Source organism: Natrinema sp. H-ect4, from assembly GCF_041894845.1.
Taxonomy (GTDB): domain Archaea; phylum Halobacteriota; class Halobacteria; order Halobacteriales; family Natrialbaceae; genus Natrinema.
This window is the reverse complement of record NZ_JBHDYC010000011.1, coordinates 132,210-157,687: the sequence shown is the minus strand read 5'-3', so window position 1 is coordinate 157,687 and position 25,478 is coordinate 132,210. Positions and strand designations below refer to the sequence as shown.

The 25,478-nt window shown below is 59.6% G+C and carries 27 protein-coding genes, 1 tRNA gene and 2 pseudogenes; 14 read left to right on the top strand and 16 right to left on the bottom strand.

Going from position 1 to position 25,478, the window contains the following annotated elements; all coding sequences use genetic code 11:
• Positions 1 to 139 precede the first annotated feature (139 nt).
• A complete protein-coding gene (locus ACEWFR_RS15600; protein ID WP_098727023.1) occupies positions 140 to 484 on the top strand; it encodes a cupin domain-containing protein in 345 nt (114 codons plus the stop codon).
• Between the two features lie 187 nt (positions 485 to 671).
• Here the strand turns inward: ACEWFR_RS15600 and ACEWFR_RS15595 are convergent, their stop codons facing one another.
• Entirely contained in the window at positions 672 to 1,286 is a 615-nt protein-coding gene (locus ACEWFR_RS15595; RefSeq protein ID WP_374061941.1) for a hypothetical protein, read from the bottom strand.
• Positions 1,287 to 1,312: 26 nt separating this feature from the next.
• Positions 1,313 to 2,224 carry an RsmB/NOP family class I SAM-dependent RNA methyltransferase gene (locus ACEWFR_RS15590; protein ID WP_374061924.1) on the bottom strand — a complete coding sequence of 304 codons (912 nt, stop codon included), beginning with the start codon at positions 2,222 to 2,224 and terminating at the stop codon, positions 1,313 to 1,315.
• A gap of 157 nt (positions 2,225 to 2,381) precedes the next feature.
• Between ACEWFR_RS15590 and ACEWFR_RS15585 the strand changes: the two genes are divergently transcribed.
• Positions 2,382 to 2,597: a hypothetical protein gene (locus ACEWFR_RS15585; RefSeq protein WP_374061923.1), complete on the top strand. Its 216-nt coding sequence runs from the start codon at positions 2,382 to 2,384 to the stop codon at positions 2,595 to 2,597.
• An 88-nt stretch (positions 2,598 to 2,685) separates the two neighbouring features.
• Complete coding sequence (locus tag ACEWFR_RS15580; RefSeq protein ID WP_374061922.1) at positions 2,686 to 3,429, top strand: proteasome assembly chaperone family protein; 744 nt, start codon at positions 2,686 to 2,688, stop codon at positions 3,427 to 3,429.
• 184 nt (positions 3,430 to 3,613) lie between these two features.
• Here ACEWFR_RS15580 and ACEWFR_RS15575 read toward each other — a convergent pair whose 3' ends face one another.
• Positions 3,614 to 5,461: a PKD domain-containing protein gene (locus ACEWFR_RS15575; protein ID WP_374061921.1), complete on the bottom strand. Its 1,848-nt coding sequence runs from the start codon at positions 5,459 to 5,461 to the stop codon at positions 3,614 to 3,616.
• 218 nt (positions 5,462 to 5,679) lie between these two features.
• On the opposite strand from ACEWFR_RS15575, the gene ACEWFR_RS15570 reads away from it, so the two are divergent.
• From ACEWFR_RS15570 to ACEWFR_RS15555, 4 genes are all read left to right on the top strand, one after another.
• Positions 5,680 to 7,104, top strand: coding sequence for an amidase (locus tag ACEWFR_RS15570; protein ID WP_374061920.1), 1,425 nt, complete (start codon positions 5,680 to 5,682; stop codon positions 7,102 to 7,104).
• 140 nt (positions 7,105 to 7,244) lie between these two features.
• Entirely contained in the window at positions 7,245 to 8,087 is an 843-nt protein-coding gene (locus ACEWFR_RS15565) for an aldo/keto reductase (protein WP_374061919.1), read from the top strand.
• Between the two features lie 150 nt (positions 8,088 to 8,237).
• A complete protein-coding gene (locus tag ACEWFR_RS15560; RefSeq protein WP_374061918.1) occupies positions 8,238 to 9,008 on the top strand; it encodes a hypothetical protein in 771 nt (256 codons plus the stop codon).
• Between the two features lie 91 nt (positions 9,009 to 9,099).
• Positions 9,100 to 9,294 carry a hypothetical protein gene (locus ACEWFR_RS15555; protein WP_374061917.1) on the top strand — a complete coding sequence of 65 codons (195 nt, stop codon included), beginning with the start codon at positions 9,100 to 9,102 and terminating at the stop codon, positions 9,292 to 9,294.
• Between the two features lie 138 nt (positions 9,295 to 9,432).
• Here the strand turns inward: ACEWFR_RS15555 and ACEWFR_RS15550 are convergent, their stop codons facing one another.
• A complete protein-coding gene (locus ACEWFR_RS15550) occupies positions 9,433 to 10,404 on the bottom strand; it encodes a phosphoadenosine phosphosulfate reductase family protein (RefSeq protein WP_374061916.1) in 972 nt (323 codons plus the stop codon).
• Positions 10,405 to 10,893: 489 nt separating this feature from the next.
• Here ACEWFR_RS15550 and ACEWFR_RS15545 point away from each other — a divergent pair, with 489 nt between their 5' ends.
• Both ACEWFR_RS15545 and ACEWFR_RS15540 read left to right on the top strand, forming a co-directional pair.
• Positions 10,894 to 12,006 (top strand): glutamate-cysteine ligase family protein, encoded by a 1,113-nt coding sequence (locus ACEWFR_RS15545; RefSeq protein WP_374061915.1) that lies wholly within the window; start codon positions 10,894 to 10,896, stop codon positions 12,004 to 12,006.
• 101 nt (positions 12,007 to 12,107) lie between these two features.
• A complete protein-coding gene (locus tag ACEWFR_RS15540) occupies positions 12,108 to 12,848 on the top strand; it encodes an SDR family NAD(P)-dependent oxidoreductase (protein WP_374061914.1) in 741 nt (246 codons plus the stop codon).
• 68 nt (positions 12,849 to 12,916) lie between these two features.
• On the opposite strand, the gene ACEWFR_RS15535 is transcribed toward ACEWFR_RS15540, so the two are convergent.
• From ACEWFR_RS15535 to ACEWFR_RS15510, 6 genes and pseudogenes are all read right to left on the bottom strand, one after another.
• On the bottom strand, positions 12,917 to 13,243 hold the full coding sequence (locus ACEWFR_RS15535; RefSeq protein WP_374061913.1) for a zinc ribbon domain-containing protein: 327 nt from the start codon (positions 13,241 to 13,243) through the stop codon (positions 12,917 to 12,919).
• A gap of 133 nt (positions 13,244 to 13,376) precedes the next feature.
• Entirely contained in the window at positions 13,377 to 14,657 is a 1,281-nt protein-coding gene (locus ACEWFR_RS15530; RefSeq protein ID WP_374061912.1) for a sorbosone dehydrogenase family protein, read from the bottom strand.
• A gap of 237 nt (positions 14,658 to 14,894) precedes the next feature.
• Positions 14,895 to 15,479, bottom strand: coding sequence for a hypothetical protein (locus ACEWFR_RS15525; protein WP_374061911.1), 585 nt, complete (start codon positions 15,477 to 15,479; stop codon positions 14,895 to 14,897).
• A gap of 119 nt (positions 15,480 to 15,598) precedes the next feature.
• Positions 15,599 to 15,943 (bottom strand): glutaredoxin, encoded by a 345-nt coding sequence (locus tag ACEWFR_RS15520; protein ID WP_098727037.1) that lies wholly within the window; start codon positions 15,941 to 15,943, stop codon positions 15,599 to 15,601.
• Positions 15,944 to 16,157: 214 nt separating this feature from the next.
• The gene (locus ACEWFR_RS15515; protein ID WP_374061910.1) at positions 16,158 to 16,955 is read right to left on the bottom strand and encodes a succinylglutamate desuccinylase/aspartoacylase family protein; all 798 of its coding nucleotides are present in this window, start codon (positions 16,953 to 16,955) and stop codon (positions 16,158 to 16,160) included.
• Positions 16,956 to 17,101: 146 nt separating this feature from the next.
• A pseudogene (locus ACEWFR_RS15510) lies at positions 17,102 to 17,425 on the bottom strand (DUF309 domain-containing protein); the annotation flags it as partial.
• A gap of 1 nt (position 17,426) precedes the next feature.
• On the opposite strand from ACEWFR_RS15510, the gene ACEWFR_RS15505 reads away from it, so the two are divergent.
• From ACEWFR_RS15505 to ACEWFR_RS15495, 3 genes are all read left to right on the top strand, one after another.
• Positions 17,427 to 17,561 (top strand): HNH endonuclease, encoded by a 135-nt coding sequence (locus tag ACEWFR_RS15505; protein ID WP_374061909.1) that lies wholly within the window; start codon positions 17,427 to 17,429, stop codon positions 17,559 to 17,561.
• A gap of 125 nt (positions 17,562 to 17,686) precedes the next feature.
• Positions 17,687 to 17,866, top strand: a complete 180-nt coding sequence (locus tag ACEWFR_RS15500) for a hypothetical protein (protein WP_374061908.1) — start codon at positions 17,687 to 17,689, stop codon at positions 17,864 to 17,866.
• Between the two features lie 91 nt (positions 17,867 to 17,957).
• Positions 17,958 to 19,199 (top strand): hypothetical protein, encoded by a 1,242-nt coding sequence (locus ACEWFR_RS15495; RefSeq protein ID WP_374061907.1) that lies wholly within the window; start codon positions 17,958 to 17,960, stop codon positions 19,197 to 19,199.
• An 894-nt stretch (positions 19,200 to 20,093) separates the two neighbouring features.
• On the opposite strand, the gene ACEWFR_RS15490 is transcribed toward ACEWFR_RS15495, so the two are convergent.
• The 5 genes and pseudogenes from ACEWFR_RS15490 to ACEWFR_RS15470 all read right to left on the bottom strand — a co-directional run bounded on the left by ACEWFR_RS15490 (position 20,094) and on the right by ACEWFR_RS15470 (position 23,246).
• On the bottom strand, positions 20,094 to 20,456 hold the full coding sequence (locus ACEWFR_RS15490; RefSeq protein ID WP_374061906.1) for a hypothetical protein: 363 nt from the start codon (positions 20,454 to 20,456) through the stop codon (positions 20,094 to 20,096).
• Between the two features lie 491 nt (positions 20,457 to 20,947).
• On the bottom strand, positions 20,948 to 21,775 hold the full coding sequence (locus tag ACEWFR_RS15485; protein WP_374061905.1) for a hypothetical protein: 828 nt from the start codon (positions 21,773 to 21,775) through the stop codon (positions 20,948 to 20,950).
• A gap of 151 nt (positions 21,776 to 21,926) precedes the next feature.
• Positions 21,927 to 22,139, bottom strand: coding sequence for a hypothetical protein (locus ACEWFR_RS15480; RefSeq protein ID WP_374061904.1), 213 nt, complete (start codon positions 22,137 to 22,139; stop codon positions 21,927 to 21,929).
• A gap of 392 nt (positions 22,140 to 22,531) precedes the next feature.
• A pseudogene (locus tag ACEWFR_RS15475) lies at positions 22,532 to 23,011 on the bottom strand (DUF309 domain-containing protein); the annotation flags it as partial.
• 37 nt (positions 23,012 to 23,048) lie between these two features.
• The gene (locus ACEWFR_RS15470) at positions 23,049 to 23,246 is read right to left on the bottom strand and encodes a hypothetical protein (protein ID WP_374061903.1); all 198 of its coding nucleotides are present in this window, start codon (positions 23,244 to 23,246) and stop codon (positions 23,049 to 23,051) included.
• 103 nt (positions 23,247 to 23,349) lie between these two features.
• On the opposite strand from ACEWFR_RS15470, the gene ACEWFR_RS15465 reads away from it, so the two are divergent.
• A complete protein-coding gene (locus ACEWFR_RS15465; protein WP_374061902.1) occupies positions 23,350 to 23,478 on the top strand; it encodes a hypothetical protein in 129 nt (42 codons plus the stop codon).
• Between the two features lie 219 nt (positions 23,479 to 23,697).
• Here ACEWFR_RS15465 and ACEWFR_RS15460 read toward each other — a convergent pair whose 3' ends face one another.
• Positions 23,698 to 24,735, bottom strand: coding sequence for a hypothetical protein (locus tag ACEWFR_RS15460; protein ID WP_374061901.1), 1,038 nt, complete (start codon positions 24,733 to 24,735; stop codon positions 23,698 to 23,700).
• A gap of 580 nt (positions 24,736 to 25,315) precedes the next feature.
• Here ACEWFR_RS15460 and ACEWFR_RS15455 point away from each other — a divergent pair.
• A tRNA-Leu gene (locus ACEWFR_RS15455) sits at positions 25,316 to 25,398 on the top strand.
• Positions 25,399 to 25,478 lie beyond the last annotated feature (80 nt).

Sequence of the window (25,478 nt, the reverse complement as noted above, 5' to 3'; positions counted from 1 at the left end):
CGTCTCGATGCGTCCCGGGACGGCTTAGGGATGGGGGTTGTGGCGATCGGGTGGCGGCCGTCGGCCGGTCTCGAGTGGCCGTCGGGTGGGCGGGTTCGCCGTCCCACTGCTTTAAGGGTCGAACCGTAAACCATGGAGTATGGGCTACGATACTGCAGCCAAGACCGATCCGGACTCAGTCATCGACGAGGAGTGGGGCGGCATGTGGTTCCTCAAGGACGCGCTCGCGACTGACGAACTCGGAATCTCCGTGCTCGAGCTCGAGCCCGGTGGCAAGGGGATGGAACACGCCGAGGCCGACTCCGGACAGGAAGAGGTGTACTACGTGGTCGCCGGGACGGTCGACATCGAGCTTCCAGACGCGGACGAGACGGTGACGCTCGAGACGGACGAGGCGATTCGACTGGACCCCGAGGAGACCCGGCAGATCCACAACGGCGGCGACGAGCGCGCGAAGCTCGTGCTGGTCGGCGCGCCGCTGTGAGGTGCCGTCGCTGTCCGCTGTACTGCCACGATTGCTGTCCAAAAGACTGGTTCTAAGCGTTTACCGATCGGGACGAGGGGCGTTTTTCGCGGCTTCGACCTCGTCCGGTTTCTCGACGCGCGAGTAGAGTTCTTGCCAGTGTTCCCTCGGCAGGCTTCCACGACGGAATCCGGCGTGCCGACGACCGTCAGGACTCGAGGTCGCGCTGTCGGCCCTTCGGCACCATCGAGCGCAGTTCGCCGTGGACGTAGAGGCCGACGCCGAGGGGTTCGAGCGCTTCGCGCTCGACGGCCTCTTCTCGCGGGCTTCGCCCGCTCGAACTGTTCGAGGCGCTGCGCGCCTCGCTTTCACCGTCTCGCGATGATCTGCCCTCCGACCCGACCCCGACCTCGTGGGCGGCGATGAGATAGCCCCAGTCGCCGTCCCACTCAAGTTCCTGGTCCTCACCGGTCGCGAATCGGCGGGCCTGCTCGCGTTCGAGTTCGATCACGCACTCGGTCGCGTGTTGGCCGAAGCGCTGGACGAAGTCCGTCGTGGGCTTCCAGTGTTCCTGTCGGGTCCGCAGGCAGGTCATCCCGATTGCCTCGATTTCGATCGGTGTCGGCGCGCCGCCGGCGTAGATCCAGATCTTGCCCGCGCCCTTCTCCCAGAAGGTGTAGTCGTCGAACGTCTCGGGCGGGATCCCGAACCGATCGGCGAAGAGAGTGACCACCTCTTCGCGCGTGGCCCGACCCTCGACGGTTCGCTCCGCTTCGGTGGTGGGCAGTCGGTCGAACCGCTGACCGTCGTTCGTCTCCGGCACGGTACCGTCGCCGTCTCGTTCGTCGCTCATTCGGCGGTCACCTCGAGTTTCGCGACGAAGAAGCCGCCCGTGTCGTTCTGGTGTGGATAGATCCGGGCCGCGTTCGCGAGACTCGAGTCGAACGCCTCGCCGTCCCACTCGGTCAGTCCCGGCGAGTGCTCGAGGCCGAGGTCGAAGTCGACGACCCGACAGGACTCGGTCTCGAGGGCGTGCTGGACGACGGTTTCGTTCTCCTCGGGCGCGAAGGTACACGTCGAGTAGACGACGGTCCCCCCCTCGCGGGTGGCCTGGATCGCTCGGCGGATGATCCCCTTCTGGATGCCCGCGACGGAGGAGATGTGCCCCTCAGACCAGTTGTCGAGCGCGTCGGGGTTCTTCCGGATCGTCCCCTCGCAGGAACAGGGCGCGTCGACGAGCGTTCGATCGAACTCGTCGAAGTCGAAGCGGGACAGCGAGTAGTTGCGCGCGTCGACGTTGGTCACCGCGAGGCTGGTCGCGCCGAGCCGTTCGGCGTTGAATCGCAGCGCGGAGATGCGCCCGAGGTTGTTGTCGTTCGCGACGACCGTTCCCCGATCGTCCATCAGGGCCGCGATCTGGGTGGCCTTCCCGCCGGGAGCGGCACAGCAGTCCCAGACCCGCTCGCCAGGCTTGGGAGCGAGGACGACCGGCGGCACCGCCGAGACCTCCTCCTGGCCGTGCGTAAAGCCGTGAAAGGAGGTCCACGTCGAACCCGGCGAGTCGGTCTCGAGGTTCAGGACGCGCGGGTTCCAGTCGGCCTGCTCGTAGGCTATGCCTTCCTCGGCGAGGGCCGCAAGCGTCCGCTCGACGGAGGCTTTGATCGTATTGACGCGGACGGCGTTACCGAGTGGCCGCTCGCAGGCCGCCAGAAAGGCGTCGAAGTCGTCGATGATCGGTCGATACCGCTCGAGTGGCTCCATCAAGCGCGGATTCGAGTGCGGAGCGCTTGTGGGTTTCGAAGGCGAGGGAAGCGGACCATCGTTGCGGTCGCGACTGTATACAGCTGCCTATCCCATCGGATCTCTCAATAGCCCTCCTAGAAACCGCTTTCAGCGAGGGTGAGAGACGTGCGTTCGTATGTCAACGGGTTCACCGAGCGACGACGAATCGGCGCGAACGCAGGCTACCCTGGAGTCGCGGGACCGTTCGATCGAGTGCCCGCTCTGTCAGCTGACCGGCGAGAGCCCGGACCACGTCTATCGCCACCTCCAGGTCGGTCACCGGAAGAGCGCGATCGCCGACGCGCTCGTCGCTGTCGTCTCGGCTCGAGAGGGGGCATCCCTCCCCGAGTGAGGGCGGCGAGCCGTCGGCGACGACACCCGGTCGTTCGCACCGTCGTGCCGCCCTCGATTTTATGCCGCTGATAGCCGTCGGTCCGAGTATGGCTGAAATCCGCGTGCAGGGACCGGAACCGGAACTCGAGGAGCCGACGCTGGTCGAGGGGTTTCCGGGCGTCGGTCTCGTCGGGAAAATCGCGACCGATCACCTCGTCGAGGAACTCGAAATGCGCTACTACGCGAGTGTCCACTGCGAGGGGTTGCCCCGGATCGGCGTCTATCGGAGCGGTGACCGAACCGCGCGCCCCCCGGTGCGGCTCTACGTCAGCGAAGACCACAACCTCATCGCCCTCCAGAGCGACGCGCCGATCGCCTCGCAGGCGGTCGAAAGCGTCGCCGACTGCCTGACCGGCTGGATCGTCGAGCAGGGGGCCACGCCGATCTACCTGAGCGGGCTCCCCGCTGAACGCGACGAGGAGGAGCCCGGCCTCTACGGGATCGCGACCGGCAACGGCGGCGAGCGACTCGAGGCGGCCGACATCGCGATTCCGTCGGAAGACGGCGTCATCACCGGGCCGACGGGGGCGCTCATCAACCGCGCCGCACAGGAAGACTACGGTAGTCTCGGCCTCGTCGTCGAGTGCAGCCCGCAGTTCCCCGACCCCGAAGCCGCGAGCGTCCTGCTCGAGGACGGTATCGCGCCGGTCACCGGCCTCAAGATCGACGTGACGGAACTCGTCGACCGCGCCGAAGAGATTCGGGCGAAACGGGAGCAGTTGGCCCAGCAGATGCAGGCGATCGGCCAGGACGAGAGTTCGCAGGCCCAGCCGTTGCGAATGTACCAGTAGTTGGGAAGGCGGGTTGTACAGACAGCGTCTGCTGCGAAACTTGTGCTCGGTATAGGCGACTCACATACCGGTGTAGATCGGTATATGGCTGATTCCTGGCAGTAATCGCCTGCAAGATAGAGAACGTACAGTCAGCACCCGGACGTAAGCGATTTTGGGCCTCAGTGTCTCCTGAGGATTCTATCTAGTTGTCGGTCAGACGCCGCTTCAGCAGGTATACTGCGCCACCAATACCCGTGAGTGTGCCACCAATTCCGAATCCGGGAACGCTCTCGCCGATGTCTCCATCGTCGTCAGTACCCGAGACATCGTTGGCGTTATCGTCGGTCTCGTCATCGGTGCCATTGGAATTACTGGCTTCTCCATCGCCCACAGCGCCGTCAGTCTCGTGGTCAAGGACAGCTATGTTCCCCTCCTGGTCAACCGAGAGGACTTCCGTGCCGTCGTACTCGGTTCCACTCTCGAGGATGGTGGTAAGCGTGATGCTGTACTCCCCAGTTTCCTCGAATTCGTGCGTCACGGTCTCACCGACTGCCGTCGCGCCATCACCGAATGCCCAGAGAAACCTACTTATGTCGCTGACGCCGCCGTCGCTCTGACTGGCGTCGAACTCGACAGTGCCATCCTCGGCGGAATCGACCTCGAACGTGACGGTTGGAACGATCGTTTCCCCCATCTCGGAGACATCGTCTCCCGTGATGCTTCGTTGATGGAATTCGACGATGTCGTCCATCGCGGGACGCGGCGTATGTCCGGTGTCCTCGTACACACGGAACGTAGCATCGATGCCGGCTTCGCGGTACGTCTCCTGACAGGTCGGGAACCGCTCAGCGATCATGTCGTCGCCGTAGATGTCGAGGGCCAGTTCGCGCAGTTCGTCGTCGGTCCAAGCGTCGTCATACGGGATAGTGTCGTTGTCGTCGTCTGCCCCCATATAGAGGAATTGGTTCACCTCGTCGAGTTCGTCGGGGTTGAACGGTTCCCCCGTGAGTTCCTCGACATCCGCAACACCGACGTGGTATGGGAGTTCGCGGCCGTCTCGCTCCGCGACCGGAAGGATCGCCATCCCGTTCAGTCCCCCAGCTGTTACCGAGACAACCTCGTCTGGGTGGAGCACAGTGAACCGGTCAGCGAAGTTGCCTGACGCCGAGAAGCCGTTGAGCATGATCCCGTCATCAACCGGGTAGTCCTCGGCCGCGAGTTTCTCTCTGGCGTGCTCACCCATCCGGAGGAGTTGCAGGTCGACCCGCTCAAGCGGACCGGAGTCGATTCCCATCGTCGTCTCGTCGAGTTGGTGGACGTAGTGCGTCCCGTCGACAGGTTCCGTCCGGGGCCGGGGAAACACCGGGACCAGCAGCGGCGCGCCGAGGCGGCTGGCAAGCGTCCCGGCACCACCCTCTGCGCGGTCGCGAGCGCGCTCCAAGTGCTGATCGAAGTCGTCGGTCGCTGTCCCTGTATTGTTCGGCTCCACCAACAGCGGTGTGTCAGGGTCCGATTCCACGCGGTCCGGCGCGTACAGGTAGTACGGATAGGTGAACCCGGCATCGGGATCGGCGTCAACAAGTCGCGTGTCGAACCCCGGCGTCACCTCCGGAGCGTCCCCGACCTGTACCGTCGCGTCGTCGGTGTCGAGCGTGCCGCCGTTGGACTCCAGTAACCGAGCCGTCAGTTGGTGATTCCCCTCCGAGAGCGGCCCGTCGTCCGGTTCGAGTTCCACATTCTCGACGACATCGCCGGCATCGAGGTTGAGCCGCGTCGACGGCTCGCCGACGACATCCGCAAAATTGTCCCGTCCGATGACCACGAACGCATCCACGTCCGTCGCGGCGGAGGTGACTGTGAGTGATGTCCCGTCCGATTTCTGGTTCTCGAACCGCACTTCCGGTTCGGGGGCAGACGCAGCCGCGCCGGATGCACCGAACAGAGTTGTGCTGGCGACGGCACCGCTTAACACTCTGAGTGCCGACCGTCGAGCGACCTGCGTCGTTTCGGTAGAAGCGTCTTCGTCGGTGATTGCTGTGTCTGCCGTCACGAACTAGAAATACTACGATTGTGATATAATTCTATTGACCGTTCTCGTAGCAGATACAGCTGACGACCGGGTGAGTGTTCAGATTCTCTCACGCTGCTCGGATCAGAATCGCTCGTTCCATGCCCGACCTTTTGATCCCACGGCAAAGCTACGATTCACGCCCCAACATCCCGAAAGTCAAGCTAACGTATATCACGACACCGGATGGTCCTAGCGGTATGTCACGCGAAACGGATCTCACACGGCTCTCCGCGATGGAGCTCGCCGACCGAATCCGAAACGGGGACGTAACGGCGACCGAGGCCGTCGAGGCCCATCTCGAGCGAATCGACGAGCGCGACGACGAAATCAACGCCTTCGTCACGGTCTGTGCAGACGAGGCGCTCGAGGCCGCGGCGGAAGCCGACCGGACGCTCGAAGACGACGAGAACGTCGGAGCGCTCCACGGCGTCCCGCTGGCGCTGAAAGACCTCGGCGCGGAGAAGGAAGGGATCCGCCACACCTATGGGTCGGCGCTCTTCGCGGACCACGTCGCGGATCGGACCGCGGCAATCGTCGAGCGCCTTGAGGCCGCCGGTGCGATCGTGATCGGGAAGACGAACACGCCGGAGCTGGGTCACAAGGGGACGACCGACAACGAGGTGATCGGCGCGACTGCGTCGCCGATCGACACCGACCTGAACGCGGGCGGTTCCTCGGGGGGCTCGGCGGCGGCGGTTTCGGCCGGGATGACGCCGATCGCGACGGGCAGCGACGCGGGCGGCTCGCTTCGCATTCCGGCCGCGGCCTGCGGGGTCTATGGGTTCAAGCCAACGTTCGGACTGGTTCCGGACGACGGGAGACCGAGCGCATTCGGCCGGGAACTCCAGCACACGACGAAGGGGCCGATGACTCGCACGGTCGAAGACGCTGCCCTGTTGCTGTCGGTGATGGACGGGCCGCACCCGGCCGACCCCAACAGCGTGCCAGTCGAGATCGACTATCAGGGTGCCCTCGAGCGCCCAATCGACGACTACCGGATCGCGTACAGCCCCGATCTCGATGTCTTCCCGGTCGCCGACGAGGTGCGCGCAGTCGTCGACGAGACGGTCTCCGCGCTCGCCGACGCCGGCGCGACGGTCGAGGAAATCTCGGTCGATCACGGCTACTCGATGGCCAAGTTGAGCGAGGCCGCGATGCCGGCGTACACGACCTCCGTCCTCGAGAGCGCGACGATCGTCGAGGAAGCCCACGGCGTCGGCTTTCGGGACCGTTCCGACGAGGTCTCCGATAGCCTGCTGGCGATGCTCCACGTCGCCGACGAGCACGGTCCCGCGGACGTCGCTCGCTCCGGGATCGTCCGGACCGGCGTCTACGACGCCGTCCAGGACGTGCTCGCGGAGTACGACCTGCTCGTGGCGCCGACGCTGTCGCGGGCCGATCTCGGGCTCCACGCCGACCTCGGCGCGGAGGCCTGGGAGTGGCCGCTGACCTGGCCGTTCAACTGGACCGGCCACCCCGTCGCGTCCGCGCCTGCCGGCCTGACCGACCGCGGCCACCCCGTCGGCGTGCAACTCGTCGGTGGCCGGTTCGCCGACGACGATGTCCTCGCGGCGAGCGCGGCGCTCGAGCGCGAGCGACCCTGGGATCATCTCTACGAGTAACTCGAGAGAGACTGCCCAGCCGACGATATACGAGCAATGTTCTCGAGGCACACATCAACACTCCGTCACACCCGCTGTCGCACGGCGAACCGCTGTCCGCAACCCAAACCCATTTTCGCGTTCTCCTCCATCGTTCGACCATGGGAACTGAAGACGCCGAAGCGATCGCTCCGGGTACGTGTCCGACCGCCAGCGGCATGCCGATGTTGGGTCTCGGTACCTGGCAGAACGACGATGCCGACCAGTGCGCCGAGAGCGTGCGGACGGCCCTCGAGACGGATTACCGACACATCGACACTGCCCAGGCCTACGGCAACGAGGAAGCCGTCGGCGACGGTATCGCGGCCGCGGACATCGACCGCGAGGACGTCTTCCTCGCGACCAAGCTCTGGCACTCGAACCTCGCGTACGACGACGTCCTCGAGACGGCTCGAGACAGCCTCGATCGGCTGGGCGTCGACTCGCTCGACCTGCTGTACGTCCACTGGCCGTCGGGAACGTACGACCCCGAGGAGACCCTGTCGGGCCTCTCCGAACTGTACGACGAGGGCCTGATCGAGAACGTCGGGGTCAGTAACTTCCTCCCCTCCGATCTCGAGGTGGCCGTGGACGTCTGCGACGCGCCGATCTTCGCAAACCAGGTCGAACTCCACCCGCTGCTCCCCCAGAAGCAGATCCGCGAGGCCTGTGAGAACTACGATATCGAGGTCGTCGGCTACTCGCCGCTGGCACGCGGGCGAGTCTTCAACCAGGCCGAGATTCAGGAGGTGGCCGCGAAACACGATGCCAGCGAGGCGCAGGTCAGCCTCGCCTGGGCGCGCGAGAAGGGGGTCACGGCGATTCCGAAAGCAACCGGTGCGGACCACATTGGCGACAACTGGGAGTCGCTGACCGTGGAACTCGATCGAGAGGATATCAACACGATCGACGCGATCGACGAGACGAGCCGCCAGGTCGATCCCGACTTCGCCCCCTGGAACTGATCGACGACACTGGTCCGCGCGGCGTTCATTTGAATCACCCTGCTCACTGTCGATAGCCGCTGTACGGTCTCACAGCGCGGTTATCAGCGACATATCACTCGGAAAGAAAAAGCAGGAAAGTTTACGGTTCACCGGCTTTTTGGCTCGCGTATGTCTACCCGCTCACAACGCGCTGGCGGCGGTGGGCTCGTCGGCGCGATCAAGGCCGACGTTCGGCGGTTACACGGGGCCTGGATGGAGATTGTTTTCCCTAGGCAACGCGGCCGCGGCCACTCCGTCATGGGTAAGTGGAAGCCCGAGTCCCTCCCGCAGAAGATCGGCTATCACGGCTGGAGCGTGCTCGGGGTCATCGGCTTGCTCTTCCTCTATCCGCTAACTGTACTCGGTCTCGGAACCCGCTTCTACGCGGCGAAACTCGACTCGACCAGGACCAGACTGGGCATCGTCGGCGTCACCGGCGTCGCGCTGCTCGGCTGGGGGCTGCTGACGATCGCCTGGGGTGCGATGTCGTACATGGATCAGGTCGAGATCCCACTCGAGGCGGTCCTCGCGGTCGCAGCGGCGAGTGGCGTCGCGACGGTTTCGACCGCACTCGCCGCGACGTTCTCGAAGGTCGGCGGCCGCGGCACGACGGCCGTCCTCGCGTACCCGTTCGCGATGACGGCGCTGTTCCTCCCGCCCGTCGTCGCCGCGCTCGTCACACCGTCGCTGCATCCCTACGTCCTCGACCCGAGCTACGACTTCGCCGTCTGGGCGCTCGACAACGTGCTGTTCGTCGGCGGTCTGAGTGACTATCTGCGCGACAATTACACGCTCGAGGGGCCGGCCTACGCCGCGATGTGGGTCGGGATCTCGTTCCCGCTGGGCTGGTTCCTCGGGACCGTCGTGGCACTGGCGAATCTGGTTCGTCCGTCGCAGTAGTTCGGTCGCCGTCTCTCATTCACCGTTCAATCTTCGTGAACGGACTGCCGATTCCCGATACCATTAGTCATCGGACTCCCAACCACAGCACATGGAGTTCGATCTTCCCACGACCGCTGCCGCGTTTATCGCCGTCATCGCAATCGGCGTCATTAGCCTAATCGCCGCGCCAATGATGGGGATGGACACCGTACTGATGATGGTCGCACCGTCGATGATCGTCTTTGGACTCATCATGCTGGGACTCGGGATCAAACACGGCGAGTACCGTACAGCGGGCCGGTAGCAACGGACAGGGAGAATTACCCGAGACGAACGATTTCGTCGATTGCGGGAGAGACGGCTCGTATTGCCACTCTTTCGAGCGAACGAAAACTGAGAAAATCGGTAGCTGTGTGTCAGTCAACGATCGCGGCGAGGCAGCCTACATGTAGCCCAGATCGCGCAGGCGCTCCATCAGGTCCTCTTTGTCCTGGGCGCGGCCCGCGCGCTCGGTGGTCCCCTCGAGGTCCTGCAGCCAGGCGGGATCCTCGTTGGCCTTCTCCGTGCTGACTTCGCTGCCCAGCGAGCGGAAGCCGGCGAAGTATTTCGGCGAAATCGGGATGTCGTCCTGTTCGACGCCCTCGGGGAGGTCGGTGTCGCTTTCGGGGACGTAGCCTTCCTCGGGGAAGTTCTCGACCGTGTCCGGGACCACGAAGTTCCAGAAGGCCTGCCACACGGCAGCCTCGTCGAACTGCAGGATGGGCTGAATGCGGTCGTGTGGCGGGTAGATGTCCGGATCGTGGCGTGGCGAGAAGAACGTCTCGTCGGCGCGGGCCTCCTGTTCGTCCCAGCGGACGCCGGAGATGACGCCGTCGATATCGTACTCCTCGAGCGCGTCGTTGAGCGCGACTGTCTTCAGCAGGTGGTTACCGACGTAGGTGTCGAGCAGGAAGGGGAACTCGTCCTCCTCGTACTCGAGGATGTTCTCGACGTGGTGTTGGTTGTGCTCGGAGAGTTCCGAGATGTCGATGTCGTCGCCGGGCTCGAGGCCGCGTTCGTCGACGTACTCGCCGACGTCCTCGTTGCGCGCGTAGATGACCTCGAGGTCCCACTCGTCGGCCCAGTGGTCGACGAAGTCGTGGATCTCGTCGAAGTGCTGGTAGTGGTCGATGAAGACCGCCGGCGGTACCTCGAGATCGAATCGGTCGGCGACCTCCTTGATGAAGTACAGCGTGAGCGTCGAGTCCTTGCCGCCGGTCCACATGACCGCCGGGTTCTCGTACTCTTCTAGGCCCTCACGGGTGACCTCGATCGCTTTTTCGATTTTGTCCTGAATGTGGGGATATGTCTCGGGATCTTCGCCGTCGCCGTCGGAATAGTCGACGTTCACGTAGTCGGGGAAGTTCTCAGCCATCTCGTAATTAGATATAATTAGGAAGTGTAAATCCTTTGGGTCGCCGGAAAACTCTGTCGGCATTCCGGACCGCGTGGGTCGTCGCGGGTCAATCGACAACGATGCGTCGACGTGGGAGATCGGACACCGTGTTTTCGTACTCCCACCGAGGACTCGAGTCGGATGGCGGAACGGGGAACAATGTCGGAGCTGACGGCAATTTTCGCCCTCCAACGGCACGGACCGTCTGACCAGCGAACGGCCACGAACGCCCGATTCGTCGCCCAGTTTATTCGCGATCGGTTGGTCGGCCGAACGTATACAGATTGGTCGAAGAAGAGGACGAACAGGGTTCAGTTAGATAGATGTGGGCGCGAATATTTCCTTCCGCGAAAAATTCTTGTATGATGTTCACGGAGGGTGGTGTGTGGGTAAGTAGCAAGGCAATGTGTGGTACGTGAACTGAACGACCCAGCGATCTCCCGAGTCAAAATCGCAACCGAGACAACTGTGGTAGCACACGAATCCGAACCGATACGACGGAGCATCGAAGTCGAGTACTGGGTGGTCGACAATGATGGACGACTGGTCGAACCCGGAGAGCTCGTCGACGCGTCGGCGGGTGCCGAACGGGAGTTCGTCGAACCATTGCTCGAGATCAAAACGACGCCGTGTGAGACGACGGCGGAGCTGCGCGACGAGCTATTCGACCGGGTCGAGAGCGTCGTGCGACGTGCCGACGAACTCGACCGGGGACTCGTCCCGCTCGCGACGCCGATACACGCTGGCGAGATTCCGGACCGCGCGAGCGACAGGACGAGAATCCAGGACCGCGTCATCGGCGACGATTTCGAGTACGTCCGACACTGTGCGGGAACCCATATCCACGTCGAACAACAACCGGGACGCGAGATCGACCAGCTGAATGCGCTCATCGCACTCGATCCCGCACTGGCGCTGGCGAACTCCTCGCCGTATTTCCGGGGTCGAAACCTGGCCGTCGGGGCTCGATCGAAACTCTACCGCTGGATGGCGTACGACGGCGTCCCTCACCAGGGTCGGCTGTGGCCCTACGTCGACGATACCGAGGAGTGGACCCGGCGTCTCGAGCGGCGATACGAGGAGTTCGTGACGGCGGCCATCGAGGCGGGAGCCGACCGCGCGACTATCGAGTCGAACTTCGACCCTGAAAGCGCGGTGTGGACGCCCGTTCAGTTCCGCGACACGTTTGGGACCGTCGAGTGGCGCTCGCCCGACGCTGCCCTTCCGAGTCAGATTATCCAATTGGCCGATCGAGTGGCCGAAATCGTCGGTCACCTCGGCGACGCCGACGTGCGAATCGAGGGGAGGACCGGTTCCGTGACCGAGGACGCGATCGTCCTCCCGGAGTTCGACGCGGTCATCGAGTACGTCACCGCCGCGATCCGAGAGGGTGTCGCGTCGGACGCGGTATGGTCCTACCTCGATCGGATGGGGTTTGATATCGCCGCCTATGAGCCCGTATCACACGAAATCGACGGGCTTGGACCTGTTTCCCCCGCGGATGCGCGCCGTTTTCGACTCGACCACGCCGAGCGCCTCGAGCGGGACGTTCGACAGACCAGTCCGATCACCGGCGACTGACGATCCACGGCGGACGATCGGTCGCCGACATCTCGCTTCGATCGACTCGAGCGGGCGTTCACTGGGGAACGTATTACTCTGTGGATACCGACGATCACTCCATGGCGACTCTCACCAACGAGACGATCATCGTGACCGGCGCGAGCAAGGGACTCGGACGCTCGATGGCGCTGCACCTCTCGGAACTCGGGGCGAACGTCGTCCTCGTGGCCCGCAGCGAAGACGACCTCGAGGCCGTGGCCGACGCGGCGGACGGCGAGACGCTGGTCGCGCCGGCGGACGTTCGCGACGCCGATGCCGTCGACCGCGTCGTCGAGTCGACGCTCGACCGCTTCGGCGGGATCGATACGCTGATCAACAACGCCGGGATCTCGGGGCTCAGTTTCGGCGAGGAGCGCCGGTCACTGGTCGAGACGAGCGAAGACGAGTGGGACCGGATTATGGACGTCAACGTGAAAGGTGTCTATCTGTTCACGAAACGCGTCCTCGAGGCAATGCTCGAGAGGGGACAGAAGTCGGGACAGATCATCAACGTCTCTTCCGGTCTCGGTCGCTACGCGATTCCGGACGCCGCAGCGTACATCACGTCGAAGTGGGGCCTCGAGGGGTTCACGCAGGGAGTCGCACTCGAGGTCGAGGACGACGGAATCAACGTCAACGCGATCGATCCCGGCGGTCGGGTGAACACGCGGATCTGGGAACATCTCCCCGACGACGAACGCCAGGAGATCCTGCAACCCGACGTGATGGACGATGCCGCGGCGTTACTGGCCGCGCAGGGACCGGACGGCGTCACCGGCGAGTCGATGACCGCCGCGGAGTGGGAAGACCGACTCGAGTGACGAGCGAACGGGGCTACGACGGACCGGCCGTCAGCACCGACTCGAACCGGGTTGCGTCGAACCGGCCGTCAGGACGATTCGAGTCGGTGCTGACAGCCGTGACAGTACGTCACGCCCGCTCGGTTCACCGTTCCACACGCGGGACACCGAACTGTCGACGAGCCGTCGGCCTCGACGCCAATCTCGTTCGCTACCACGGCGAGTACGTCGTCGTGCTCCGTGATGTCGTGAGCGTCGTCACCTCCTCGTGTCCGCGCCCACTCGTTGATTAGATCGTCGTCCCGCAGCCGCTCGAGTCCCCGGACCAGTCCCAGAAAGCACAGCGTCGGGGCGATCATCACGAAGGCCGCCACGGCGAGACGACCGAGGAGCGCGTACGGGCCCGGATCGTCCATACTCGTCGTTCGCTATCGGGACTACAAACGTCTATCGCCGGCTGGATGGCCCCAGTAGGCGGACTCTCCTCGCCCGTCGGGATTCGCGTCACCGGCGTCCGACCGCGGTGTCCGTGGATCGTGCGAGGCGTATTCACTCGGTGGGGACCACGCGAAAGACCCCGCCCCCGCCGGTAGCCGTGCCGAGCGCGTACACCTCTCCTTCGTCATCGCGACCGAAAGAGAGTAGTCGCTCGAGGGACGTTTCGCCGTCGATCTCGAGGACGGTGGTCGGCCACAGTTCGTCGCCGTCGTCGGGTCGAGTGGCGGCGAACAGCCGCCCTTCGGGCAGGAAGTCACCGAAGACGTACGCGCCCTCCAGCGCCGGGAGCGTCGAACCGCGGTAGACGTAGCCGCCGATGACCGACACGCCGCTGACCGCCGATTCCGTCGGTGGGTGCGGATACTCGATGATCGGATCGCGGAACGGCTCGCCGCCGCCGTTGCGTTCGGCGGAGCGGTCCGGACAGGTATCCTCCCGGTAGCAGTGGGTCCCCTCTCTGACGTTCCAGCCGTAGTTCCCGCCCTTCTCGAGGCGGTTGACCTCTTCGTAGTCGCTCTCGCCGACGTCCGCGACGAAGCAGTCGCCGTCGTCGAACGAGAGCCGCCAGGGGTTCCGAAAACCCCACGCGTAGTACTCGTCGAGGCCGGTCCGTCCAACGAGCGGGTTGTCGTCGGGGACGGCGTACGCCCGATCGGCCGTCCGATCGTCGACGTCGAGTCGCAGGACGCTACCCAGAACGTCCGTCGTAACATCTTGACCGCCGCCGCCTCCGCCGCCGCCCGCGCCGATGCCGACGTAGAGGAACCCGTCCGGTCCGAACGCGAGATCGCCCCCGTTGTGGAAGTCCGCCGGTTGGGGGATTTCGAGGACGACGCGGCCGGTGTCTCGGCGAACCTTCCTTCCGTCGTTGGTCGCTCGGAACGACGCGAGGATCCCCGTGTGGTCGAAATCCGCCGGCGTTCCAGACTGACGCGGTGCGCTGAAGTGGACGAACAGCCGGCGGTTCTCGGCGAAATCCGGATGGAGTGTCATGCCCAGTAACCCGCGTTCGCCACCGGTCCGGACGGTGTCGCGCAGGTCGAGAAACGGCTCGTCGCGGAGCCCGTCCGATTCGTGAGCAAAAATGCGGCCACCGCGATCGGCGACGTATCGACGATTCGCTCTGGGGGCGAACTCGAGCGCTAGCGGCATCTCCAGTCCGTCGACCACCGTCTCGAGGCCGACCGCGTTCGGGACTCGATCGATCGCGTCCAGTGCGTTCGTCGCCGTGGCATCGTCGGCTCGAGACCGTCTCGCGAAGCCGGCGAGACCCATCGTCGCGCCGACGGCCGCATTCGTCAGGAATCGCCGTCGGCTGGTGCGGGGTTCCATGGAGGGGGTCGTACAGGCTCGAGGAGGATATAGACCTATTCGGTCGCGATGAACGCTGTTCGAACTCGGAGATTCAGGATCGCGTTGCCGAGGCGTCGATGACCTCGCCGCTAGTCGTCGATGAGTCGGGGCGAGCGATCGGTTCCCGCTTCGTTCATATGGGCCGTTGTAAGTCATTTCCGACGCAACCTCGAACCGTCCTGCGGTTGCTCCGGGTAATCGTTACAATAGACCGTATCAGTCCGTGATGAACTTGTTGTCCCGCCAGTTGACGCCGCCCTCGCCCGAGCCGTGATCGCGGGGCCCTTCGACGACTTCGATGTCGGCCGGGCGGGGTTCGCCGTCGACGATCCGGGTCGCTTCGAGGTCGCCGTTGCGCTCCGAAATTGCGGTTAGGGTGCCCTTCTCGGCCGCTTCGGCGATCTCACAGAGAACGAGGAACATCTCGTATTGCAACAGCGAGTTCTGGAGGACGGTCTCTCGGTCGCCCTTGAAGGCGGCGAACTCGACGAGTTCGGATTCGATCTCTTCTTCTTCCTCTTCGTCCCAGCTGAAGGACTTCTGTCGCCGCTCGTCGGGATCTTCCTCATAGACCCGATTTTCCGTGACGCTGGCCTTGAGCTGTGCCGTCGGCGTATACTTACTGACGGACTGGTCCTCGGCGACGGCCTTGAGGATGAGCGTATTGTTCCGTCGCGTGATTTCGACGTCGTTGATCCCGTCAGGGTACTTCGCCTCGTCGATATGCTCGCGAAGGTCTTCGAGGGGCAGTTCGAGTGTCGAGTGCAGCCGATATACGTGTCTGGATTCCTCTGTTGACATTGTGGGGAAGGTGTGTACGGCGATAGTCGTGATCGTCTAGTACGAGGGCGTGACTTATATGACCTGCTATTAAATGTGTGAAATATCAAATTAAATGAATGAACGACGTATTCGTGTCGTTACGCGGCGTTGAGCGTCTCAGCGAGTTCATTACGCTCCTCGAGTTCCTCGAGGATGTCGGAGCCGCCGACGAATTCGCCATCGACGAACGTCTGCGGGATAGTCTCCCAGTCGCTGCGTTCGGACAGCGCCCGCCGGAACTCATCGAGCGACTCGAGAACGTCGACGGTTTCGAACTCGTCGCGGTGCTGGTCGAGCAGCCCGAGCGCCTTGCGGGAGTAGCCACACTGGGGCATCAGTTCGGTTCCCTTCATGAAGAGCACGACCTCGTTCTCCTCGAGCGCTTCGGCGACCTGCTCGTCGACTTCCTCTTGATCGAGACCCTGGTTCGGTGGAAATTCCATACATACCTATATGGTAGTGTGGGGGATATGCCTTGCGCCATCGGCACTCTCGATGTTGGAACTGCGGCCTGCTGTGCGGGCGAATGGAGCAAGGGAGGAACGAAGCAAAGCAGGGACGGAGCAGAACAAGAACGGAGCAGAACAAGAACGGAGCAGAGCAGGGACGGAATAAGGGAGGAACGAAGGTGGGCAGGTGTGTCTCGTGGGTGCTGGCTCAGTCAGCCGTCGCGGGCGTCTCGAGCACGTCCACTTTCTCGGCGCTGTAGCCGAAGACGTTCCGGTAGCCGTTCGACGACATGAGGACCGGGTAAAACGACTCGTCGGCGACCTGCTTCTCGCCGTCGGCGGCGGCGAACGGCGCGCCGGCCTCGACCTCGGTGAAGTTCTCGACGAACACTTCGTAGGTGTCGGCCTGATCCTTGCGGATGACGTCGGTGAGCCGGTAGACCGGGAGGTCGCGGCGGACGGTGTCGCCGGGCAACGCGCCCACTGCGGTGAGGAACGATCGCGTCAGTCGGTCGGCGTTCTCGGCGGCCGTCTCCGATCCCTGTAGTCCGCACTCGACTTCGATGGTGTCGATCGCGGAGAAGAGTCGTCCCTCCGCGAAGTTACTCGTCTCGACCATCGCCGCGACGGGCAGTTGCGGGACGATATCTTTGGCCGTCTCGTTGACCCCGTTGACGATCGCGAAGGGGTCGGCGTGGCTCTGCGTGGAGTGCATCGAGAAGGTTAGACAGCCGTCGAGTTCGTCGACGAGTTCGTGTGCAAGCTGTCCCTCGTGCGTCGTCGCGTCCGGACTGCCGGGGAACGCGCGGTTGAGATCCTCGTCGACGAACCGCACCTGTCGCTCGAGTGCCGGTTCGTTGGCGACGATGAGTTTGACGGGCCGTTCGACGGTCGGGCGGTCGTCGAGAAGGCGTTCGATCGCCCGGACGCCACAGGGTTCGTCCCCGTGGACGCCCGCCACGACTGCGATTTCCGGCGTTCCCGACCCCAACTGTGCGACTCTCATTACTAGTTAGTTCGGCTGAAAGGGGAAAGGCGATTCGGTCCTTCACAGCGTCGACCGATCGCGGATCGCGTCCGGTTCTTCGCTCGGACGGACTCGAGCACGACCGCGATACGCTGCGAGTCGCCTACCTCATCGAGGGAGTCGCCTCACTCTTCGAGGGAGTCGGCGTATTCGTACTCGACGGCTCGAGCAGTCGGTCGCTCGTCGTCCAGTCGTATCCGCCAGTCGTCGATAGCAGCCGGTTCCTCGAGGGCGTTCGTGAGCGCGGCTCGGACCGCGAGCACGTCGACTCCGTAGTAGTCGCTCGGGACGCCACGGAGGTACTGCAGTGCCGTCTCGAAGAGGCTCCGCATGCCGTCGTCGTTCTCGAAATCGACGTGTTTGTAGGCTCCCGCAGCCACCTGGACCATCCCGTGGCAGAACTTGCTCTCCGCGGTGCCGGCTCCGTAGTTGTACCACTCTGCCTGGAAGATGGGCGATGATATGGGAAGAAAGGAACTGGAGGTGCACCATATCGTATCGATGGCAGTACCGAAGGGAACGCATCGGGTCACAAATCTCTGTACTCTGTGTAAAGACGGTCACGATGTGATACCGACAGTCTAGACGTATCTATAACCGTGTTTTCACCCCTAAGTAAGTGCAATTTTATAGAACTGAGTCAAACTAGCCGATATTATTTTTATCTTGAATTAAAAAAAGTAATGTACATAGGTTGGATATCCGTATTCATGGATAATACAGAGGCAGTAATGATGTACAGTCTGTGTTTAATAACATTTGCCATTTTCACCCACATAGCAGGTACTATTTCTTTAGAAATTATAGGAGAATATGCACTTATCATGGGAATGATTCTTTCTACAATAGCAGTACTTGTGGAATTGGCAAAAGGAAATCTTGAGACATAGGCACGTAAATTCACTCTTGTATTTTATATCCAATTTGTGCGTGGCAGAAAATTATAAGTAGACATAGCTATAACAAATTCTTGCTGATAATATGGTTGATTCAAGAAGAAGCCTAATTAAGAGGATGTCCGCACTCGGTGCTGTATCATTTATCGGATCAGCATCTGCTCAAAGCGATTCAAGCAGTGGAGTTCCAATCAAGTATGTGAAAAAGGATTCTAGTGACCCAGTTACTGAAGCTGAAATCAGTGAGGTTCGAAAAGAAGTGGTCACCCAAGTGAAGAGTGGATCAAATATACATGGAATAAGCACTCAATCTGCTAAGACAAGTTCTCCGGATAAGGTACTGGTCAATGGTGATTCATCTAGTGAAGGTGAAATAGTCACGGGATATGCGATGTCGATGGTCAACGGGAAGATGGAGGAGCAGATTGTAAGAGCTCCGAAGAGAGTAGCAAACAATTCAAGAGGTAGGCTTACAGTCCAGTCTAGTAGTTCTCTTGAAAGGGCAGACTCGAGTATCGACAAATTCGTTGAAAAAGAGAAACGGAAGGCAGGACAGAAAGAGGGATTATCTGCACAAAGTGTGACTACTGCACAAACTGGGGGTCAGACAGAGCCAAGAGGCAATATTACACAGCTCGGTACCATCAATAGTCAGATGCCAGTATATGATTTTGAACCTCCCGTTAGAGATTATGTGAAAGTAGGTCAATTGCAACTCTCACTGAGTGCATTTGAGGTTAACGCCGAAGATGGGGGCTACTTCGCTACATTCAATACTACTCAAGTACCTAGCGGGTATTCTAAACAGGAGGGTGAAAGTACTGCAAGAAATGATTATACCTGGTCTCGTCAGTACTGGAATAAAACAGAGCTCGGGCTCGACCTGGTGTCAAAATGGGCACCAGATAGTGACATAACAAAAAGTATTGATACACAGCTGAATATTGGCGGTTCATTTGGAACAGGAGGAGGTTCAGTAAGCGCTGGATTGAGTGCTGACGTAAATGTTCCAGCAGTAACATTAGACGAAAAATCCGACCCAGGTGAAACGGTCGAGCATGGCTACCAATATCATAAGAAACCCTTGAATCCCGATTCAATGACTGATCATGTAACGTATGTCTCTCTTGCACACGCATACGTCAATGAGGAAGATCCCACCGCATCAACGTGTACTCCACCAGTATTAGGAGATGATGATTGGGGAACGACTCTTCTTGAGGCCGAAATGAAAGGGAAGTTTGATTATAAGCCTCATGTGGATCCTCCCCACCGTGTAGAAACGACAGGTGATACGACGATCGACGGTAGGTTAGGCTGCTTCTGATCTACAATCCTGTTTTGCCCCTGAGTCAGGGGTAAAGACGGATAGAACCGGGGTTCCTCGACCGGGATCTATCGTATCGAAGGATGGGGTGACGGCAGGGGTAGCAGGATAATGCATTGGGGCTTTCCGTCTGGTTGGGCTCTTCTTCATCACCACCCACCATCCCCAGTGGAGATGGTGTTCTGCCCCCTAACGAGTCAGGTGTAGGCAGAACAGGTGTTCCTCGAGTGGTCGATAGCAGTGAAAGCTACGTCGAGTTGGGAGTCGGTGGTAGCTTTCGTGGTGGTGTGTCACGGAGCAGGGGGATGGATATTTGGGACGCGACACAACGTCTCCCCCCGCACGCCACTTTGACAATCACAATAGCCCCGGGGCCTGTTTTTGCCAGCCTCGAGCGGAGTAGGTTGCTATTCGGGGGATACGATTTGTTATATTGAACTGTGGTGCCAGATTGCCCCTGTCTGGCCCAAATTACACCGTAAATAGCGTTATATTTGCCTAACCTACCATATTGGAAGAGAGGTTTTCACGCTGTCGACGGTGGTCCCCGTTCTCAGAACCCGATTCGAGGTCGGTACAAATATACACACGAACATATGCGGGGTTCCCGCCACCCTGTGGATTCTTTACCAGTCTCGAATAGCATTACCCTATGATCGAACAAATCTTCGATCTGGAAACGGGAATCGCTCTCACAATCATGCTCGGAACTGCTTGGGGGTTAGCGTGGGGATTGTCACGGCTGCTCAGAGAAATCAAAGCCTCGAATCAAAGTAGTAGTCGATAATCCGCTTGGGTTGGATAGGTCCGCTGCATATATCGAACTATGTGTATGCAAAGGTGAGTTGCATGGGGAAGTTTGGTTGTTTCCTCAAGCAATTGACCAGGACTCCTTTATCCGCGGTCAACGATGGGGGGAGACTCAATGGTCATGTTTGCAGTTGGTGCGCTGACGAATGCATCTTTGACGAGAGTGACGACTCCTTCCGCAACCCAATGGGCGACTTCGTAGAGCCTGAACTCGATGACTAAACCACCGACCATGAACGTGATTGAGTCTATGGCTGCCCCTAACCCAGTCAGGGCTTTTCCAGCAACTGATGAAGTTCTGAGGGAGAGGGGAAGGTTCTTGAGGCTCTTGAGCCCCCCTACGCATTGTTTTATGCGTCCGTGCCAAGGGTCGGTGAGGCCGATTATGACATCGCCATCGCTGTAGTCCAAGCGAGCATAGATTGGTGATTTCGTCCTCGCTTGCATGCCCCTTCTTGACACCAGTCACCAATAAGCATTCCTCTGGATTACTTCAAGCCCGAGTGAATACTGATGCGCTTTTCAGACCAGCCAAGAACTCGTTCTCTCATTAAGTGCTTCTCGCCACAAGGTAGAGATATAGCAGGGAGTTGTTCTCCCCGTTCTCATACTTGACAGTCGCAGCTCGGCCAATCAGCGCCCTTGAGAAGTGGGTTGTATAGGCAGGATAGTGTGAAAACCACTCGTCTCAGGCTTGTCCGAGAAGCTATCACTTATGGTGATATATGAGATGGCTGTGAGGGAAAGGGCAACTTCTAAATGGGTGTCGCTACTTGTACTACTTGGAGCGCCACAGGTACTGGCGTTTGAAGCCCGTCGCACCGCTCCTGCCATCCCGGTAAGACGCGGTCTGAACGGGGGCGCATCAAAATTATATCACGTCCTCGGATAGGATCCGCGTGGAAACGGGGGTGGAGGCGGGAAAATGTACCTTTTCACTACTTTCCATCAAGCCACATAGCGACATTTTCGCATCCCATAGCATTAAGTCGTCCAACAACGGGCTGAACTCCATCACTCTCTGGAGGAGGAGCATGAGTTTTTCCGAAGAGTCCATGGAACCAGCAGCTGACGCGTTCTCGAACGGAATCAGCATATCGCTGTTCGTATGTTGCCTGTTGTACCTCTCCCTCTCCACGTGCTACAGCAGAATATGCGCGTCCCCACCTCTTCTTCCGGGATTCCGGCGTTGTGTCCATCATCGCCTTAACAGGGCCGTCTAGCGAGGCCGAGGAGAAAGCCGTAGGATTCGCTGTAATAGTATCTGCTACAATACCAGCAACAAGATCTGCTAGAAGAAGATGAGGGTAGTAGAGTTCTGACTGAACACAGTTTGTGATTGACGGTGGGATAACATCGATAGCTGAAGCTGCTTGACACAGTTGGTCTGCTCGAGCTTGGTCACCATCGACTATGGCAATGGTGTCATTTGAAGCTATATTAAGTTCGTCAAGAATAATAGCAGAATGAACTGCTTCAGCGTATGCGAGCGTAACATCATCTTGATGAATGCAGATCCCAACCTTTCCGTTACACTGGAGAAGAAGATTTTGGACTTTTTTAGATGGTAGCGAGAGGTCTCGACTCTTTGTTCGGAACGGACGGTAGCCATCATCGTAGATTGTCTCATAGAAATTGTCAAGGAGCATAGCTTCCTGTGTCCGATTAACAAGGACACCGACTGTCACGACGATATTCTCCCGGTCTGTCGCATCAAAGCCGATAGACTGGGGGTGCAAGCTATCGTCCACCATGAAATCCTGCATTCGTGCGTACCCAGTCTGCGAACTATAGGGTAATGAAATGCACCTTATTCGTCTCCTCTATGAGTTCTCACCCCGATCTTGAACTTAGCCAACCGACATCCAAGAAAAGAAATGCTGTAACTATGCGTCTGTGCTCGCTCGAGGGACCAGCCTAACTCTCGCCGAGTACGATCGTCCCCTCTCCCCCGATACTACCCGTTACCTCTGCCGTCGTCTTGTTGACCGTAACCGAAGCCGTGTCCGTTGCTTCTAGTGTCTTGAGGTCGCGTCCGTCGTTCCGCACGGTCATTTTCACCCGGACATTGAACTCGAGGCTCTTGGACTCTCCTACGTTCTGTGGAGAGAGGTCCATCGGGTCGATCATCGAATGGTCGAATAGGTTCCCCTCGAGTGTGTAGGAATCCTCTTGAGACGGCTGTAGCGTACCAGGAACGGTCTTCCCTTCGAGTTGTTCCCAACCTACCCGCATAGTTCAACTCAAGGCGTAGAATCACCTTGTCAGGCGTGACAGACGTTTCGTACTGGTAGCGTCCGTTGACCTGGATTCTGGCCTTGTTGATCGGGTTGCTTGCATCGTAGTCCTTATCAGGGACGTTCAACCCATCCACACTGAGTTCATTTGCTTTCGCGGAATCGCTTGTAACGGCGAATCCGAGTGCTGTTACGGTACTTCCCCCCACGGCGGCTAAGACTGTTCTTCGTCTCATCCGGCCTATGCTGCCACGAATCGGGTGTTAAGAGCAAGCCAAACGTAGCCAAATACTCAAAATCAACCTCTGTAGCTTCTGGTGATTTTCCATCAAGTTCGATCTGCCAACCATGCAACTCTGTCGGATCATTTAGCGCATTCGCGACTGTTTTTCTCACTTCTAAGACGTCGACCCCGTAGTAGTCGTTCGGGACGCCGTGGAGGTACTGCAGCGCCGTCTCGAAGAGGCTCCGCATGCCGTCGTCGTTCTCGAAATCAAAGTGCTTGTACGCGCCTGCCGCGACCTGCACCATTCCATGTAGAAACGCCCTTTCTGTGGTGCCGGCTCCGTAGTTATACCATTCTGCTTCAAAGCAATCATGCGATTCGTGGAATTCGCTAGAATTGAAGAGCGCAACTCCGTGGATTACGGCTCGGCGAAGGGTCCCATGTTCCCACCCATTAGACTCCCCCCGTGTTCTTTTCCATCCGGTTGGATTACCCGAAACCGGTGGACCTACGGTTTGGTCTCGAGTATGGTCCTTCATCGGTTTCCAATAGTCCGTTCTCGGCTGTATTTCTTAGTCACGAATTGTTTACACTTGAGCAACCAATCTCGAAGCAATCGTGGGATTCGTGGTACGCGCCGTCGTTGAACAGCCGAACGCCGCAGTCGGTCGCCCGGCGGAGCGTCGCGTGCTCCCAGCGACCCGCGGACGGATCCCAGCCGGTCGGATTCCCGGCCGGCGGCTCGACGGTCGGGTCGCGGGTGTGGTCGTCCATAGTCGATGTCGGGGGCCGAGAGGCGGTAGTTCCGTCGGTTAGGCGACCCGTAGCGTGTGTAAGCACCGTATTTATCACGGTAGGGTGCCTCATACCGAACTAGATGGTCCAGCCCTACGGCCGCTGTCAGCACTGCGGGGAGCGCCTCTACGCGCACATCGAGGGCGGGTACCAGTGTCTGAACTGCGATCGGCGCTACACCGAGGCGGCCCTCGATGAGCGGATGGCCTGAACTGACGGGACTACCTCAGTGGGGGGAATCTCGGCGAGCAAGAGTGAGCCGACACGCAGCCTCGTTTCGAGATACCGTTTTGGAGACCCGTCTGGACGCGATTGGACACTACTGAGGTTCGAGCGGAGGGTCAGACGACGGACTCCCAGCGTCGGCCGAAGACGCGTTCCGCTGTCCCGCTGTCCAGTCGGCGATGGGAGTGGCAGTGGAGATCCGATATCATAGCACGCCTCTCAGGAACAGATACGGCTCACGATGGAGTACCGCTGCAAGACTGTGCCGTGTGATTGCGATACTCAGCAACGCCACTCCGAGAAGGAGAACCAGCCCACCGAACACAATAGAGACGACCAGTTGCGTTCCTTCCGGCGTCGTAGCTAATACCACTCCGGAAAGCACGGCGAATGCGTTGTTCAGGTAATGCAGGACGATCGGATAAATCGGAGCGATCCAGAGCAAATCGTTCAAATTCCGCTCTTCGAACGTAGTGTAAACCGCAACGGAAATCATCGTTAAAACCGAGTGAAACAGAACGCGATACAGGTAGAGTATGTCCGGTTCTCCGGCGTACGTGCTCGAGTGTTCGACCAGACCGAAAATACAGCCGATTACGAGAGCGATAGCGATGCGAGAATAGATCGATCTACCGAATATGGCTGCGCCGATAGTCAATGCGACACCGAATTTCAGTAACTCCTCGAAAATCGGAGCGATGATCACGATTCGTTGCACCATGTTCAACCCGACGAAAAGCACGCTCCATAACCCGATTATAGTGCAAGTGAGAGCGAAATAGATGGGTGATTCAGCCAACTCATGCAGCCCGCTCGGAGCGGAATACGACGGTCTTTCGGTATCTAGTACCGCACCACTAACAAGTGAAATCCCGGCTGGAACGAGGAGAATGAGAAGCCACCAATCGGGTAAGAATTCCTCAGGGGGAAGAATCACGCGACCGTTTCGAATTTCAAAGACAGCAGCTATTCCGCCGAACAGAACGGAAACGGCAATCCAGATCAGGGACGCAACCAGAATCACGGATACGACTCCGATGGCGACAGTTCGACGAATCGGATTCTCCCGAGCGAAATCATGATAGAGACCGACATAGAATGCCAGTGAAAATGATAGTAACAGTATAATCGTCGGTGGAGCAAGCGAGAGATCGACGCGCCCAGTGTGAAACAGATAAAGCGTCGACAGAAACGCAATCGTCACTGTCGCGGCTACCAGCCGAAAAATACGGATTGTATTCATCGTTACTCACCTCGCAATGCGGCGCTTCAGACGTCGTCTTGGGCGTCTACTTTGATAGTTACTTCATCAGCCGTATATCGCTTGTACGCCGCGTAGGCAACGTTTCCGATTCCGAGAGTCCACCAAAGAGTTAACAGGGCGACAACGATGTGTCCGAGAGCCGATCCCCAATCTTTATCCTTCACTCGGGCGCTTCGCTCCCCTTGACTTTTCACTTGGTACCCTTGCGTAATATAATCGTCAATAACTCGCTCCATCTCGCGTTGATCGTCAACCCTTCGGATTCGACTCATAGTAACTCACCTGATACGGCAGGGTTATAAATATTGATGTTTACTGACTAAACATCGCACGGGTAGATTCCATCTTTCCTGACTCTATCGCTGACTATCTCGCGTATTCACCATCCTTCACATGGCATGATACGTCTATACGTAGTAAGAAAACCATCACACGGATATAGAATAAAAGACCTTCCGAGGTGGTGGCGTATTCCGGACGTAGATTTCTCGTCTCGAGGACCGTACCGAGAGCTAAACCGGGCCATTTAACCCATGGACGGGCCTACAAAAAGGCGCGTGCGAGGGTAGCCAAGCGGTCAACGGCGGCGGACTCAAGATCCGCTCTCGTAGGAGTTCGTGGGTTCGATCCCCTCCCCTCGCACTCACCACAGTGCGCGGCAAGACGGAGCGTCTTGCCCTCGCAAACTTCTGATACCGACCTACCCTGACCGAGCTATAGTA